Here is a 15044-nt window from a genome sequence, read left to right as displayed (position 1 = left end):
CAAAATAGCAGAATACAGTAGGGTCGCCCTATCAAGGCATCAAGGAAAGTCTATCGTTATCTACAATAGCCAAGCAGTGGCGCCTCGCCAGGGAAGGTGAGGCATAGGCTTCGCCATCCTGCCGCCTCCCATCATTAGCAACAGGGAACTGCGTATGACACGCTTACTCAAGACGATCTTACCCGTCATCCTCTGCACCCTCTTTGGGTTATCGTTCGCTTCACCCACGCAGGCTGCCGCCAGTCTGCCGATGGTTCTCCCCGCGCTAACATGCGATGCGCTGAGCGCGACCGACTTCAGCGCCGCCGTTGGCGCAAAGGTCACTATCAACCACACTGAAATGCAGACCTCCGCGCAGGGAAGCTGGTGCAAGGTGAGCGCCACTATCGCCCCCCAGATTGGCGTGCAGATTGCCCTGCCGACCCAACGCTGGAGTCAACGTTTCTTGCAGGTCGGCTGCGGCGGACTGTGCGGGAGTATTAACCTGAGTCTGTCGAATGCCAGCGGCTGCCTGCCGGCAATGAACGGCGAGTTTGTGGTGGCAGCAACCGATATGGGGCACCATGGCAGTATGATGGATGCTTCATGGGCCGAGGATCCGCAAAAGCGCATCGATTTTGCCTGGCGCGCCAACCACCTGACCGCCGTGCTGACCACAGCGGTGATTCAGACGCTTTACCGCCAGCAACCAAAGTACGCGTACTTTATGGGCTGCTCAGACGGCGGTCGCGAAGCATTGATGGAAGCACAGCGCTTTCCGCAAGATTTTGACGGTATCAGCGCTGGCGCGCCTGCGGCCTTTTTCCAGTTTCAGAATTCCTTCTTCCACGGCTGGAATGTGGCCGCCAATCAGCGTCCGGACGGTACCGCTATCCTGCTGAAAGATCGCCTTCCTCTGATTCACCAGGCCGTGCTGGCTCACTGCCCGACGCTTTCCGGCGTGCAGGATGGTATCCTGCAAAATCCGTATGCCTGTCAGTTCTCTGAGTCATGGCTCCCCCGCTGTCCTGCCGATGCTCAGGACCGTTCTACCTGCCTGACGCAGGAAGAGATCGAGGTGGTGAAAAAACTCTACCGCGGCGCTTACGACAGCCACGGCGCCCAGTTTGTCGCTGGCGGTCTGCCGCTGGGCTCCGAGCTACGCTGGCCGGTGCCCGAGACCCCGACCGGCCACTCGATGTCGGAAATGATGGTACTGCCGGCTCTGCAATCCGTGCTCCTGCCGGGAGGAAAACAGAAGACCCAATCGATGCGGGATTTCCCACTGAACCAGCAGAATTTTGACGCCGTCGCTCAACTGGCACCGCTCTATAACGCGGCAAATACCAATCTTCATGCCTATCAACAGCGCGGCGGCAAGCTTATCCTGTGGCACGGTCTGGCCGATGACTCCGTCAGCCCAGCCTTTTCTATCGCCTATTACCGCGGCGTAGAAGCAGAGATGGGCCATGCCGCAACGGATACCTTCCTGCGGTTATTCCTGCTGCCTGGGGTAGCCCATTGCGGTAATGGCGAAGGTTACGACCAAATTGATCTCCTTACCCCGCTGATGCGCTGGACCGAGGAAGGCATCGCGCCGCAAGAGATCATGGCCGGAAAACGGGCGCCAGCCGCCACCAGCCTGCCGCCGATGACAGAAAAACCAGATGCCCAAACGCAGTTTCACGGCGTGCAGAAAGTCAGTCAGCCTTACGCTGACGCCGCCCCAGCCGTTATCGCGACTCGCCCGGCGTACCCCTTTCCGGCCATTGCCCGTTATAACGGGCACGGCGACGTGAATGACGGCGAAAATTATCATGCAGAGCAATCAACCGCGTTTGGTCATCTGCAGCTGGCAAAACCCGCCAGCGACTATATTGGCCCTGATAATCAAAAAAATTATCAGGTTCGCCACGGCGAACTCACTGTTCAATAAACCCCAAGGCTCCTCGCTGAGGAGCCATTCGTTATGGGATTAGCCGCAATCATGCGTAGCAAAACGCTCCAGCAATCGGTATTAAACGACCTGCTCCTGTGGATCGATAATAATCTGGATAAGAAACTGACCGTCGACGATCTGAGCGATATCTCTGGTTATTCCCCCTGGCATTTATTTCGACTCTTCCGCCATTATTTTGATCGTTCGCCCATGGAATATATCCGCCAGCAGCGCATGTCGCTGTGTTGCCGTTTATTGCTGACGACGCCTGGTTACCGAATCGTCGATATTTGTATGATGGTCGGTTATGACGATCTCAGTGCGTTTAATCGTACCTTCAAAAAATATTATGCGCTCACACCCACTCAGTATCGCTATCAGATCACGCGGCAAAAATAAGGAGGTCCCCCTCCTCCGCATCGCTGCGGTTGGGAATGGAAGGGGGACAGGGGATATTACAGAAGGGAAATAGCAGGATGCTATTATCGAACCCGGTCGGGATCAACGACCTTGCGCGACGGAAATCAGTATAAAAGGATATGTTGAGCTAATAATGTAGAGGGCGTGAAGATTTTGTCACGATTTATAACCGCCTCCTCCGCTCTCATCTGAAATAAAAAAACCGGGTCGCGCTGCACCCGGTTTACTCCTCATCAGGATCATCAGAAATGAGTATTAACGCTCATAAAGAAGGTCCGCCCCGACTCGTTATAGGTCTCCGCACCCGCGCCATACAGATAAGCCCCCGTCGTCGCGTTGCCGGTCGTTTGCGCATTCCCTGCCCGGTAGTGGCGAATATCAAACAGGTTATCTATCCCGCTGGTGAAGCTCAGATTTTTGTTCACATCCCAGGTCGCACTGAGGCCGACAATGCTGTATGGGCTGACTTCGTTTAGTTCGCTGCCGCTGACCGCCTCGCCCTTATAATTAAAGCGTTTTGGTTTCTGTCGACCATACCAGGTAAAGGTGCTCTGCAGGGAGAGATCTTCACGAACCTGCCAGCTCAAAGTCGAGTTCAGGGTAAACTGCGGGATCACTGACAGCCGGTCGCCGGTCGTCTTATTCTTGCTCTGCAGCATCCATGTCAGGTTATTGCTCCAGTTAACCGTCTCCCCCACCGGAAGATTCAGCGTTCCTTCCAGGCCTTCCACTAACGCCTTTGGTACGTTTTCCCACTGATAGATATTGGTGGTGCCGTTGCTGGCGGTGCCCACCGCCGCGTACCCTGACTCAATCTTGTTGTGATAGTCGTTACGGAACCAGGTGATTCCCGCCTGATAGCCATCATGCTTGTACTCAAGACCAATCTCTTTATTAACGCTGGTCTCCGCTTTCAGGTCGCTATTCCCCATCAGATAGCAGGCGGAACTACTGGCATAACAGCCTTGACCGTTGCTGTAGAGAATATAGTTCGGGTTCAACTGGTAGAGGTTAGGTGCCTTGTAAGCGCGGGCAATGCCCAGCTTCAGCGTCCAGTCATCCGTCAACTCCTGGGAGAGGTTCAGTGAGGGGCTCCAGTTATTGCCGACGATGCTGTGGTGATCGAAGCGCAGGGCGGGTGTCAGCATGGTACTGTCCGTTAGCGCCATATTATCTTCGGTAAACAGCGAGAAGATCTCGGCGCTGGAGTACGGGCTACGACCGGTAGCCGACACACCGTCGATAGTCCCGTAAGAGAGCGCCTGGGTTGTCGATACGCCATCTTTCATCCGCTGCTGATTCCATTCGGTGCCCAGCGTCAGATTCTGATCGACCCCCAGCGTAAACGGAATATTCACTTCGCTATGTAGCAGGACATCGGCCAGATCGATATCTGAAAACTCGCTACTGGAGAAGATCCCTTCCGTACCGCCCGCCAGCCCTTCATTCATTCGCGAGTTACGGGTGTGTTCGTACTGGGCATAGCTGTTGCTGGTCACGCCATTATCCCAGCCGCCGGTCCATGTGACGCCGTAAGTTTGCCGGTAGAGACGGTTGGTCTCTTTCCCGTACATACTCTTCACCAACGTACTGGTATTGGTGTTTTGCGTGTCGCCGGCATAGAGGTTGCCCTGGCGGCTGTAGCCGGCCTCAAACTCCAGGGCCTGCATCGGGGCGAACTCCCAGCGCAGCTTACTGTGAATATCTTTGTTCACCACCCCTTCACGTCCGGCGGGATAAGAACCGGCGTAGGAACCGGTACGCTCCGCTTCATGCCCGGCGTTAATGTCCTGAGCATCGGCCTGGGTTTTACTCAAATTACCCCAGAGATTGAAGCTGACACTGTCCGACAGTGGACCATTGAGGCTAAAGTTGGTACGTTTCGTCGCCCCTTCTTTACGGTGCTGCGGAGCATTCATATAGGTATTCCACGACCCGTGCCATTCTGGCGTGGTCGGTTTGGTCACGATGTTGACGACCCCGCCCATCGCGCCATTACCATAGCGCGCCGCCGCCGGGCCGCGGATCACATCGATATGATCGATCATCTCCGCTGGCACCCAACTGGTATCGCCGCGGGAGTCACGATCGCCGCGCCAGCCATACCGCACCGAGTTACGGCTGGTCACCGGTTTACCATCGACCAGCACCAGCGTATTCTCGGGCCCCATGCCACGGATATCAATTTGCCGGTTGTTGCCGCGCTGACCACTGGTGGAGTTGCCGGTCAGGTTTACCCCAGGTTGCGTACGAATTAACTCCGATACATCGCGGGCGGGGGGATGTTTGCGAATCTCCTCTGCGGTAATGGTCGACACGCCCGGTGCCTGCAGGTTCTGCCTGGCAGCGGTCACCACCATCGTTTCCTCCTGGTTTTCGGCCGTTGGGGTGCTCTTATCGCGCGTCGATTGTTCTGTCATATTCTCTGCCGCCTGCAGCGGCACGCTACAGGCGAGCAAAGGAATGACGATCCCCAGCGGGAAGTGAGACGTGTATTTCATAGAATATGCCCTGTTTTCTGTTGCTGTCGGGCATAACGCCTTCCCCAATTGAAAAAACAATGGGATAAAATACTCGCCTCTGCGCCTCGCCAGATTTTGGCGTAGGTCAGCCCCTTCCCGATAGTCATGGGAATAAGAAAACAGCATGAGGCATAATAAAATTAAGTGCCCTGTTTCATCATTAGAGAAAAAGCGCTGCGCGCTATTCTTTGATAGCGTAATCCAGACAGCGAATAATAAGAGTAATGTGCTGTGCTACGGTAATAAAAATGAGATTCATTATCAAGATGATAATAATCAATATCGGGGAAAAATAAAATAAACACAAATAATCAAACAGTTACAACAAAACAAATGGAGAAGAATAAAATAAAAATATCATCATCATTTTCTATTTATCATTAAAAACACACATTTCCGCCATATTATCTCCATAGTTAAAGTAAAGATAAAAGCACATTAATAGCAAGCGATAAAATGGGAGAAGACTATTTGTCGGCATCGTTATGTTTTTTATGCCCTTGTCGTGCCCGGCTAACGGCAGCCGTTCTGCTAAAATAACCACATCCCCCTGCGGAGTGTTCCTCCATGAACGCCAACTTGCTATCACGCCTGTTTATCGCCTGGCTCACCTGCCTCGCGGCGCTGTTATTCGCCCCTATCCTGCTTGCGGCGGAGGCGGAAAAAGCGCCGCCAGTCGCAACCGAAGACAATACGCTGTCGATCCACATCGACGATATGCTGCAGCCATGGAAAGGCGATCTGCCCGGCATGACCGAGCGGCGCACCATTCGGGTATTAACCACCTACAGCAAAACCTTCTTTTTTATTGATAAAGGCACTCAGCGCGGAGCAACCCACGATATCTTTATGGCGCTGGAAAACGATCTGAATAAGCAGTTGGCGAAGGATAAAAAGCTCAAACAGCGCCACCTGAAGCTGCATATCGTTTTTGTGCCGGTCAGCCGGGATAATCTCTTTATCGCGCTTAATGAAGGTAAAGGCGATATTGCGGCTGCCAATCTGACCATCACGCCCTCGCGGGAAGCCCAGGTCGATTTCGCCCAGCCGCTCTACAGCAACGTGAAAGAATTACTGATCTCCGGGCCGGCATCGCCGAAGATCGACAGCCTGGAGCAGCTCTCCGGCCAAACCGTCTTTGTTCGCCGCTCCTCCAGCTATCACGAGAGTCTGCAGGCGCTGAATGCCCGATTTGCCAGTGAGTCGCGGCCGCCGGTTATCCTGGAGGCAGCGCCGGAAGCGCTGGAGGATGAAGATCTGCTGGAAATGCTCAACGCCGGGCTGATTCCGCTGATCGTCGTCGATCAACACAAAGCCGTTTTCTGGAAACAGGTGTTTCCGAAAATTCAGGTCCATGACAACGTGGTGCTGCGCGACGGCGGCAATATTGCCTGGGCGGTACGCAAAGACAGCCCGCAGCTGCTGGCGGTGCTAAACAACTTCGTCAAAAAGAATCGTCAGGGCACCACGCTGGGTAATACCCTCCTGCTGCGTTACCTGAAAAATGCCAAATATGTCAAAAATGCCGCCGCGAGTAAGGAACGGCGCAAGTTCCTCGCCATGGTGGAAGTCTTCCGCAAATATGGCGATCGCTACGATGTCGACTGGCTGCTGATGGCGGCCCAGGGGTACCAGGAATCGCGACTGAACCAGTCGGTGCGAAGCCACGTCGGCGCCGTCGGGGTAATGCAGGTGATGCCCAGCACCGGAAAAGAGCTGAAAGTGGGCGATATTAAACAGTTGGATCCCAACATCCATGCTGGCGTGAAATACATGCGCTGGATGATAGATCGCTACTATGCTGATGAGCCCATGACCCGGCTCGATAAGGCGCTGTTTGCCTTTGCCTCCTATAACGCGGGTCCGGCGCGTATCGCCCGCCTGCGCACCATGACTAAACAGCGAGGATTTGACCCGAACGTCTGGTTCGGTAATGTCGAAAATCTGGCGGCAGAAAAAATTGGCGCCGAGACGGTCACCTACGTCAGTAATATCTATAAGTATTACATCGCCTATCGGCTGATCGTCGATGATATGGCCCGCAAACAGAAAGCGACGGCCGCGCCGCGACAGGAGCCAGCAGCAGAGCCAGTGAAACCGCAGCCCAGCGTGGCGACGCCGGAGACCGCTCAGGCGCCCTCTGCCTGAAACGCTCGTCGCCGCAGGTTAAAAACCGGTTCTGACACGGTGGCGCAGAAAAAATGCTGAAAGGATAAAGAAAAAGCCCCGGCGAAACCGGGGCTTTTTGTATTTTACGGCGCAGGCAACGCGTTTAAGGCAAGCCTTAAAACGGGATGTCGTCGTCGAAGTCCATCGGCGGTTCGTTAGAAGAAGGCGCTGCCGGGGCCTGCTGCTGCGGACGGGACTGTGCGCCGCCGCTGAACTGGTTGCCGCCCTGCGGCTGCTGAGGCTGACCCCAACCGCCCTGCTGCTGGCCGCCGCCTGCCGGCGCGCCGCCACCCTGACGGCCGCCCAGCATCTGCATGGTGCCGCCAACGTTAACCACGACTTCGGTGGTGTATTTCTCCTGACCGGATTGATCGGTCCACTTGCGGGTACGCAGCTGGCCTTCGATATATACCTGAGAGCCTTTGCGCAGATACTCGCCAGCGACTTCCGCCAGTTTGCCGAACAGCACAACGCGGTGCCACTCGGTCTGCTCTTTCATTTCGCCGGTCTGCTTGTCACGCCAGGATTCGGAAGTTGCCAGCGTGAAGTTGGCGACAGCGCCGCCACTTGGCATGTAGCGTACTTCCGGGTCCTGCCCCAGATTACCGACGAGAATCACCTTGTTTACGCCTCTGCTGGCCATGTTCGTGTCTCCTGAATACGTTTCTTAATAGTTTAAACGCGCGAGTGTACCATTTCCACGTAGCATTTTGATAGCTGCGAGGCTGATTCCAGAGATAGCACTCGTACAAGACATTGTTGCACACTCCCCCTGAATTTGCATTCCGATACTGTATATTCATTCAGGTTAAATTGTGTCATAATTAGCCGTTTCTGCCGTTTGTCCTTCAAGCAAACCAGGCAATCCGTGTATCTACCTACCGGGAAAGGTGAATGGATAAGATCGAAGTTCGGGGCGCCCGCACCCATAATCTCAAAAACATCAACCTCGTTATCCCGCGCGACAAACTCATTGTCGTCACCGGGCTTTCCGGGTCTGGCAAATCTTCACTCGCTTTCGACACCCTGTATGCCGAAGGCCAGCGTCGCTACGTCGAATCGCTCTCCGCCTATGCGCGACAGTTCCTGTCGCTGATGGAGAAGCCGGACGTCGACCATATCGAAGGGCTGTCGCCGGCGATTTCCATCGAACAGAAATCAACCTCTCACAACCCCCGTTCGACGGTGGGTACCATTACCGAAATTCACGACTACCTGCGTCTGCTGTACGCCCGCGTCGGTGAACCGCGCTGTCCGGATCACGACGTGCCGCTGGCGGCGCAAACCGTCAGCCAGATGGTCGATAACGTCCTCGCGCAGCCGGAAGGCCTGCGCCTGATGCTGCTGGCGCCCATTATTAAAGAGCGTAAAGGCGAGCACACCAAAACCCTGGAAAACCTCGCCAGCCAGGGCTACATCCGCGCGCGGATCGACGGCGAAGTCTGCGATCTTTCGGATCCGCCGAAGCTGGAGCTGCAGAAGAAGCACACCATCGAGGTGGTCATCGACCGCTTTAAGGTGCGCGACGATCTGGCGCAGCGCCTGGCCGAGTCGTTCGAAACCGCGCTGGAGCTCTCCGGCGGTACCGCCATTGTGGCCAATATGGATGATGAAAAAGCGGAAGAACTGCTGTTTTCCGCTAACTTCGCCTGCCCGATCTGCGGCTATAGCATGCGCGAGCTGGAGCCGCGCCTGTTCTCCTTCAACAACCCGGCGGGCGCCTGCCCGACCTGCGACGGCCTCGGCGTTCAGCAATATTTCGATCCCGACCGCGTGGTGCAGAATCCGGAGCTGTCGCTGGCGGGCGGCGCCATCCGCGGCTGGGATCGCCGCAACTTCTACTACTTCCAGATGCTGAAGTCGCTGGCGGAGCACTATAAATTCGACGTCGAAGCGCCGTGGGGCACCCTCAGCGCCAGCGTGCAGAAAGTGGTCCTGTACGGTTCCGGTAAAGAGAATATTGAATTCAAATACATGAACGATCGCGGCGACACCTCGGTACGTCGTCACCCGTTCGAAGGCGTGCTGCACAATATGGAGCGCCGTTACAAAGAGACGGAATCCAGCGCCGTGCGCGAAGAGCTGGCGAAATTCATCAGCAACCGCCCATGCGCCAGCTGTGACGGCACGCGGCTGCGTCGTGAAGCGCGCCACGTGTTTGTAGAGAACACCCCGCTGCCGACCATTTCCGATATGAGCATCGGCCACGCGATGGACTTCTTCAACAACCTGAAGCTCTCCGGCCAGCGGGCGCAAATCGCTGAGAAAGTGCTGAAAGAGATCGGCGATCGCCTGAAGTTCCTTGTCAACGTCGGTCTGAACTATCTGACGCTTTCCCGTTCGGCGGAAACGCTCTCCGGCGGCGAAGCCCAGCGTATCCGTCTGGCGAGCCAGATTGGCGCCGGGCTGGTTGGTGTGATGTACGTGCTGGATGAGCCTTCTATCGGCCTGCACCAGCGCGATAACGAACGCCTGCTGGGTACCCTGATCCATCTGCGTAATTTAGGCAACACGGTGATCGTCGTTGAGCATGACGAAGACGCGATTCGCGCCGCCGACCATGTGATCGATATCGGCCCTGGCGCTGGGGTCCACGGCGGCCAGGTGGTGGCCGAAGGGCCACTGGACGCCATTATGGCGGTACCAGAATCCCTCACCGGGCAGTTCATGAGCGGTAAGCGCAAAATCGAAGTGCCGAAACAGCGCGTACCCGCCAATCCGGAAAAAGTGCTGAAACTGACCGGCGCGCGCGGCAACAACCTGAAGGATGTGACGCTGACCCTGCCGGTCGGTCTGTTTACCTGCATTACCGGCGTTTCCGGCTCGGGTAAATCGACGCTGATTAACGACACCCTGTTCCCGATTGCTCAGCGCCAGCTTAACGGCGCGACCATCGCCGAACCGGCGCCGTATCGCGATATCCAGGGGCTGGAGCACTTCGATAAAGTGATCGATATCGACCAGAGCCCGATCGGCCGTACGCCGCGCTCCAACCCGGCGACCTATACCGGGGTGTTTACGCCGGTGCGCGAACTGTTCGCCGGGGTGCCGGAATCACGTTCACGCGGCTATACGCCAGGGCGCTTTAGTTTTAACGTTCGCGGCGGGCGCTGTGAAGCCTGCCAGGGTGATGGCGTCATTAAGGTTGAGATGCACTTCCTGCCGGATATCTATGTGCCGTGCGACCAGTGCAAAGGCAAACGCTATAACCGCGAAACGCTGGAGATTAAGTACAAGGGTAAGACCATCCACGAAGTGCTGGATATGACCATTGAAGAGGCGCGTGAATTCTTTGATGCCGTACCGGCGCTGGCGCGTAAGCTGCAAACCCTGATGGACGTCGGCCTGACCTATATCCGTCTCGGCCAGTCGGCGACGACGCTGTCCGGCGGCGAGGCGCAGCGCGTGAAGCTGGCGCGCGAACTCTCCAAACGCGGTACCGGCCAGACGCTGTATATCCTCGATGAGCCGACCACGGGTCTGCACTTCGCCGATATTCAGCAGTTGCTGGAAGTGCTGCATCAGCTGCGCGATCAGGGCAATACCATCGTGGTGATTGAGCATAACCTCGATGTGATTAAAACTGCCGACTGGATTGTCGATCTGGGTCCGGAAGGCGGTAGCGGCGGCGGCGAAATACTGGTCTCCGGTACACCTGAGACCGTCGCCGAGTGCGAAGCCTCGCACACCGCGCGCTTCCTGAAGCCGATGCTGAAATAATTAGCGGGATAGCTGCTGCCGGACCGACTCCGGCAGCATTTTCACCGCCTGCTGGTAAGATGCATCGACCAGGTAGTAGATTTGCGAATCCGGCAGCGAGCCATCCAGAAAGACGGTGCTCCAGTGCGCTTTATTGAGATGCTTGCTGGGCCGGACATCGCGATGCTGCTCTCGCAGCAGCTCCGCCAGTTCCGGGCTCGCTTTCAGCGCGACCGCCGGCCGCTGGTCCTCCACTTCCTTCACCATGGCAAACAGCACGTCCGAGACTTTGATCTGCGTGGCTTTCCAGTCGCTATGGACGCTCTGCTCCGCTCCCGGTTTCGCCATGCAGTACTGCAATAACTCCGAAATTGTCATCTTTTATTCCCCCATGAGCGTCGCAACGATGTGCCGCGAACCGCCGTGTATCCGATGCTCCCCCAGCCAGATGCCCTGCCAGGTTCCCAGCCTGACGCGCCCGTCCTCGACCGGCAGCATCAGCGACACGCCAAGCATCGATGATTTGATGTGCGAAGGCATATCGTCAGGACCTTCATAATCATGTTCGTACGGCGCATTGTCCGGCACGGCGTTGAGAAAATACTGCTCCATGTCATAGCGGACGGTGGGATCGCAGTTTTCGTTGAGCGTCAGGGAAGCGGAAGTATGCTGGAGCAGGAGGTGCAGCAGGCCAACCTTCACCCCGGACAGCCCGCGAATCTGACCGAGGACCTCATCGGTGACCAGATGAAAACCGCGGGATTTTGGCCCAAGCGTCAGGGTTTGCTGATACCACATCATCGACTCCTTTTGCGAATGAATCCTTCTAAGTGTGCAGCAATACGTGAAAAGGTAAAACCTTCCACCCCTGATTTTGCATAAAAAAACGGCAGCGCTACCGCTGCCGTTTATCGCGTTCAGGCGATCGTCAGTATTCGGAATTGACGATCACTTCTTCGCCCAGCGCCCCGGCCATCGGCAGCGGCTTATAGGAGGAGTTGGCGGCCCGCAGCACGCGGATCCCACGGGCGCCGGCCTCACGGGCAGCGGTGATGTCGTTATCCGAATCGCCGTAGAAAACCTTTATCTGCTTCGCCTGCAGCCACTGGGTCTTGGTGTTCTGGCCAGGCTTATCACCGGCGAAAATCACCGGATTCATATTGGCGGCCGGAATGAGAAAATCATCCTGCAGGGTTTTAGAAACGGTTTCTGTTTTGGTCTGGCTGCGGCCGGTGACGAACCAAATGCTGTCCCCACGCTTCACATGCATCGCAATCAGCTGGCGCGCCACCTCTTTCGGCATGCTGAATTCATCCCAGCCGTTGTTCATTTTTTCCCAGAACTGCGGGTTTTTCAGGTAATCCTCACTGCCGGGGGAGAAAGTTTTTTGCCCGCGCCAGAAGCCCGGACTGGAGAAGAGGACGGTGTCATCGATATCAAAACCGACGGCCATCGGCGGCCGCCCCAGCAGGCTGTTCTCGATTTGCGCCACCGAAACCCAGTGGATCGGCGCCTGCTCGGCCAGCTGGGCCACATTGGTGCCCACCCACAGCGGCTGTGGCGTGGAGGCGCGCGCCACAACGGCGCTGTTCAGCGTGAACAAAAGAGAAGCCGCCGCAAAGGCGAGAGTAAGTTTGCGCATATTTATCCCTAAATCTATCAATCATTATTATTTTTAATAATGTGCATGCTTAGCAACGCCCCGACCTTACCCGCCGATCGCGTGGATGAAAAGCCTTTTTCGCGTAGATGTCATAGAAAAAGAGGATGATCACAATCAGAGAGGAGGTTGCCGCTGCCCGTTGACCGGCAGCGGCAACCCACTGGAGAGCGGCTTACATCACCGCAGCAAAGGCTTTCGCCACCTGCTGAACATTACGTGAGTTTAACCCTGCCACGCACATACGACCGCTGGCAATCAGGTAGACGCCAAACTCGTCGCGCAGACGATCGACCTGCGCTGCGCTGAAGCCGGTGTAGCTGAACATCCCGCGCTGCTTAAGCAGGTAATCCACCTTGCTGCCCGGAGCAACCTGCTGCAGCGCGTCGACCAGCGCCTGGCGCATGGTCAGGATGTGCGCGCGCATGGCGTCCACTTCCGCCTGCCAGGTGGCTTTCAGAGCTGCATCGTTCAGCACCGTCGCCACCACCTGCGCGCCAAAGCTTGGCGGGCTGGAGTAGTTGCGGCGCACGGTGGCCTTCAGCTGACCCAGCACGCGGCCTGCAGTTTCGCTGTCTTCACAGACCACTGACAGACCGCCGACACGCTCCCCGTACAGGGAGAAAATCTTGGAGAACGAGTTGCTGACCAGCATCGGCATCCCGGCGCTGGCGATGGCGCGAATGGCGTAAGCATCCTCTTCCAGCCCCCCGCCAAAGCCCTGGTAGGCGATGTCGAGGAAGGGGATCAGCTGACGCGCTTGTAATACCTCAACCACGCGGTCCCACTGGGCTGGCGTCAGGTCGGCGCCGGTCGGGTTGTGGCAGCAAGGGTGCAGCAGCACAATATCGCGCGCCGGCAGCGTTTGCAGCGTCGCCAGCAGGTCCTCAAAGCGCACGCCGTTGGTGGCTTTGTCAAACCAGGGGTAAGTACTTACTTCGAAGCCAGCCCCTTCAAAAATGGCGATGTGGTTTTCCCAGGTCGGATCGCTGACCCAGACATGAGACTCCGGAAAGTAGCGTTTGAGGAAGTCGGCCCCGACCTTCAGCGCGCCCGAACCGCCGACCGTCTGAATGGAGGCAATGCGGTTTTGCTTAAGCGCGGTATGCTCTGCGCCGAACAGCAGCGGCGCAATCGCCTGACGGTAGCCGCTCAACCCTTCCATCGGCAGATACAGCGAGGCGCCATGCGGCCCGGCGTTCAGGCGTGCTTCCGCTTCCGCCACCGCCTGCAGCTGCGGGATAATGCCGTCATCGTTGTAGTACAGCCCGATACTCAGGTTGACTTTGTCGCTTCGCGGATCTTCTTTGAAGCGTTCCATCAGAGAAAGAATAGGGTCGCCGGCGTAGGCGTCAACTTTTTGAAACACGCGATGTATCTCCAGGTTTACATAGGGCAGGTTCTTACACAATAAACCGGATATGACGGCAGGTCGAGAGGATGTTGAGGGGAAAATGACCGCGAGGTGGCATAAACCGCTTATTCGCTCGCGGCTGTGCCGATGGCGTACCGGATAACATCAGGGTTATCCGGTACGGCTGGTGCTTAGTCGAGGTATTTCATGGCGACGCGGGAGGTCAGTCGCGTAATAAGTTCGTAAGCACTCACTTTCGTTATCTCGGCGATGCGCTCTACCGGTAGTCCCTCTCCCCACAGCACTACCGCGTCGCCGGCTTTATCCTGGGCCTGCGGTCCGAGGTCAACGCAGATCATATCCATCGCTACCCGGCCGACAATCGGCACTTCCCGGCCATTGACCAGCACCGGCGTGCCCGACGGCGCGGCGCGCGGATAACCGTCGCCATAGCCCATCGCCACCACGCCGAGACGGGTATCGCGTTCGCTGATCCAGGTGCCGCCGTAGCCGACGGGCTCCCCTGCTTTATGCTCGCGCACCGCAATCAGGCTGGACGTCAGGGTCATCACCGGCTGGCAGCCAAAATCTTTCCCGGTGGAGCGATCGTCCAGCGGCGACACGCCATACAGGATAATCCCGGGGCGCACCCAGTCGTAATGCGATTGCGGCCACAGCAGAATGCCGCCCGAGGCGGCGATAGAGCGCAGCCCCGGTTTGCCTTCGGTAAAGGTGGTGAAGATATCCAGCTGGCGTTCGGTGGCGCCGCAGGTCGGCTCATCGGCGCGGGCGAAATGGCTCACCACGTTCACCGGCTGGCGGACGTTTTTACACTGGCTCAGACGCTGATAAAACGCCTCGGCTTCCTCCGGGCGCACCCCTAAGCGATGCATGCCGGTATCCAGCTTCATCCACACGGTTACCGGCTCGGGGAGATCGGCTTGCTCCAGCGCCGCCAGCTGTTCGGGGCTATGCACCGCCGTATGCAGGCGCTGGGCGGCGATCACCGCCAGGTCTTCCGCAGCAAAAAAGCCTTCCAGCAGGAGGATCGGCTGGGCGATGCCTCCTGCTCGCAGGCGCAGCGCCTCTTCCAGGCGGGCGACGCCAAAGGCGTCGGCGTCGGTCAGCGTTCGCGCGGTCTCAAGGAGGCCGTGTCCGTAGGCGTTCGCTTTCACCACCGCAACCAGTTTGCTGGCAGGCGCCAGGTCACGCAGACGTTGCAGGTTGTGTCGCAGAGCGCGGCGGTTGATAACTACAGTTGCCGCTTGCATTTGAATTCCTTAAAAAAAGACAGACAGAGGT

At 57.0% G+C, this 15044-nt stretch carries 11 protein-coding genes; 4 read left to right on the top strand and 7 right to left on the bottom strand.

Annotation, left to right across the window (positions count from 1 at the left end):
* Positions 1 to 154 precede the first annotated feature (154 nt).
* Complete coding sequence (locus N438_RS24925; RefSeq protein ID WP_116696569.1) at positions 155 to 1915, top strand: tannase/feruloyl esterase family alpha/beta hydrolase; 1761 nt, start codon at positions 155 to 157, stop codon at positions 1913 to 1915.
* Between the two features lie 33 nt (positions 1916 to 1948).
* Positions 1949 to 2317 (top strand): helix-turn-helix transcriptional regulator, encoded by a 369-nt coding sequence (locus N438_RS24920; protein ID WP_008807288.1) that lies wholly within the window; start codon positions 1949 to 1951, stop codon positions 2315 to 2317.
* Between the two features lie 263 nt (positions 2318 to 2580).
* On the opposite strand, the gene N438_RS24915 is transcribed toward N438_RS24920, so the two are convergent.
* Positions 2581 to 4839 carry a TonB-dependent siderophore receptor gene (locus N438_RS24915; protein ID WP_008807289.1) on the bottom strand — a complete coding sequence of 753 codons (2259 nt, stop codon included), beginning with the start codon at positions 4837 to 4839 and terminating at the stop codon, positions 2581 to 2583.
* Between the two features lie 588 nt (positions 4840 to 5427).
* Between N438_RS24915 and N438_RS24910 the strand changes: the two genes are divergently transcribed.
* Complete coding sequence (locus tag N438_RS24910; protein WP_032741333.1) at positions 5428 to 7008, top strand: lytic transglycosylase F; 1581 nt, start codon at positions 5428 to 5430, stop codon at positions 7006 to 7008.
* A 136-nt stretch (positions 7009 to 7144) separates the two neighbouring features.
* Here N438_RS24910 and ssb1 read toward each other — a convergent pair whose 3' ends face one another.
* On the bottom strand, positions 7145 to 7672 hold the full coding sequence (gene ssb1, locus N438_RS24905) for a single-stranded DNA-binding protein SSB1 (protein ID WP_008807292.1): 528 nt from the start codon (positions 7670 to 7672) through the stop codon (positions 7145 to 7147).
* 251 nt (positions 7673 to 7923) lie between these two features.
* Between ssb1 and uvrA the strand changes: the two genes are divergently transcribed.
* Positions 7924 to 10749: an excinuclease ABC subunit UvrA gene (uvrA, locus tag N438_RS24895; RefSeq protein ID WP_008807293.1), complete on the top strand. Its 2826-nt coding sequence runs from the start codon at positions 7924 to 7926 to the stop codon at positions 10747 to 10749.
* On the opposite strand, the gene N438_RS24890 is transcribed toward uvrA, so the two are convergent.
* From N438_RS24890 to alr, 5 genes are all read right to left on the bottom strand, one after another.
* Positions 10750 to 11106, bottom strand: a complete 357-nt coding sequence (locus N438_RS24890) for an MmcQ/YjbR family DNA-binding protein (RefSeq protein ID WP_008807294.1) — start codon at positions 11104 to 11106, stop codon at positions 10750 to 10752.
* A 3-nt stretch (positions 11107 to 11109) separates the two neighbouring features.
* Entirely contained in the window at positions 11110 to 11526 is a 417-nt protein-coding gene (locus N438_RS24885; RefSeq protein ID WP_008807295.1) for a secondary thiamine-phosphate synthase enzyme YjbQ, read from the bottom strand.
* A gap of 130 nt (positions 11527 to 11656) precedes the next feature.
* Entirely contained in the window at positions 11657 to 12370 is a 714-nt protein-coding gene (gene aphA / locus N438_RS24880; protein WP_008807296.1) for an acid phosphatase AphA, read from the bottom strand.
* A gap of 193 nt (positions 12371 to 12563) precedes the next feature.
* The gene (gene tyrB / locus N438_RS24875; protein ID WP_008807297.1) at positions 12564 to 13757 is read right to left on the bottom strand and encodes an aromatic amino acid transaminase; all 1194 of its coding nucleotides are present in this window, start codon (positions 13755 to 13757) and stop codon (positions 12564 to 12566) included.
* A gap of 176 nt (positions 13758 to 13933) precedes the next feature.
* The gene (gene alr, locus N438_RS24870) at positions 13934 to 15013 is read right to left on the bottom strand and encodes an alanine racemase (RefSeq protein ID WP_008807298.1); all 1080 of its coding nucleotides are present in this window, start codon (positions 15011 to 15013) and stop codon (positions 13934 to 13936) included.
* Positions 15014 to 15044: the final 31 nt, after the last annotated feature.

Origin of the sequence: Klebsiella sp. GL120222-02 (assembly GCF_003097195.1) — a bacterium.
In the GTDB taxonomy this organism is placed as follows: Bacteria; Pseudomonadota; Gammaproteobacteria; order Enterobacterales; family Enterobacteriaceae; genus Klebsiella; species Klebsiella variicola.
Note: the sequence above shows the minus strand (reverse complement) of the source record. Positions and strands in the feature narration are given on the sequence as shown.

Coding starts and splice junctions, on each gene's coding strand:
- N438_RS24925 (WP_116696569.1), top strand. CDS start 155: ATGACACGCTTACTCAAGACGATCTTACCCGTCATCCTCTGCACCCTC.
- N438_RS24920 (WP_008807288.1), top strand. CDS start 1,949: ATGGGATTAGCCGCAATCATGCGTAGCAAAACGCTCCAGCAATCGGTA.
- N438_RS24915 (WP_008807289.1), bottom strand. CDS start 4,839: ATGAAATACACGTCTCACTTCCCGCTGGGGATCGTCATTCCTTTGCTC.
- N438_RS24910 (WP_032741333.1), top strand. CDS start 5,428: ATGAACGCCAACTTGCTATCACGCCTGTTTATCGCCTGGCTCACCTGC.
- ssb1 (WP_008807292.1), bottom strand. CDS start 7,672: ATGGCCAGCAGAGGCGTAAACAAGGTGATTCTCGTCGGTAATCTGGGG.
- uvrA (WP_008807293.1), top strand. CDS start 7,924: ATGGATAAGATCGAAGTTCGGGGCGCCCGCACCCATAATCTCAAAAAC.
- N438_RS24890 (WP_008807294.1), bottom strand. CDS start 11,106: ATGACAATTTCGGAGTTATTGCAGTACTGCATGGCGAAACCGGGAGCG.
- N438_RS24885 (WP_008807295.1), bottom strand. CDS start 11,526: ATGTGGTATCAGCAAACCCTGACGCTTGGGCCAAAATCCCGCGGTTTT.
- aphA (WP_008807296.1), bottom strand. CDS start 12,370: ATGCGCAAACTTACTCTCGCCTTTGCGGCGGCTTCTCTTTTGTTCACG.
- alr (WP_008807298.1), bottom strand. CDS start 15,013: ATGCAAGCGGCAACTGTAGTTATCAACCGCCGCGCTCTGCGACACAAC.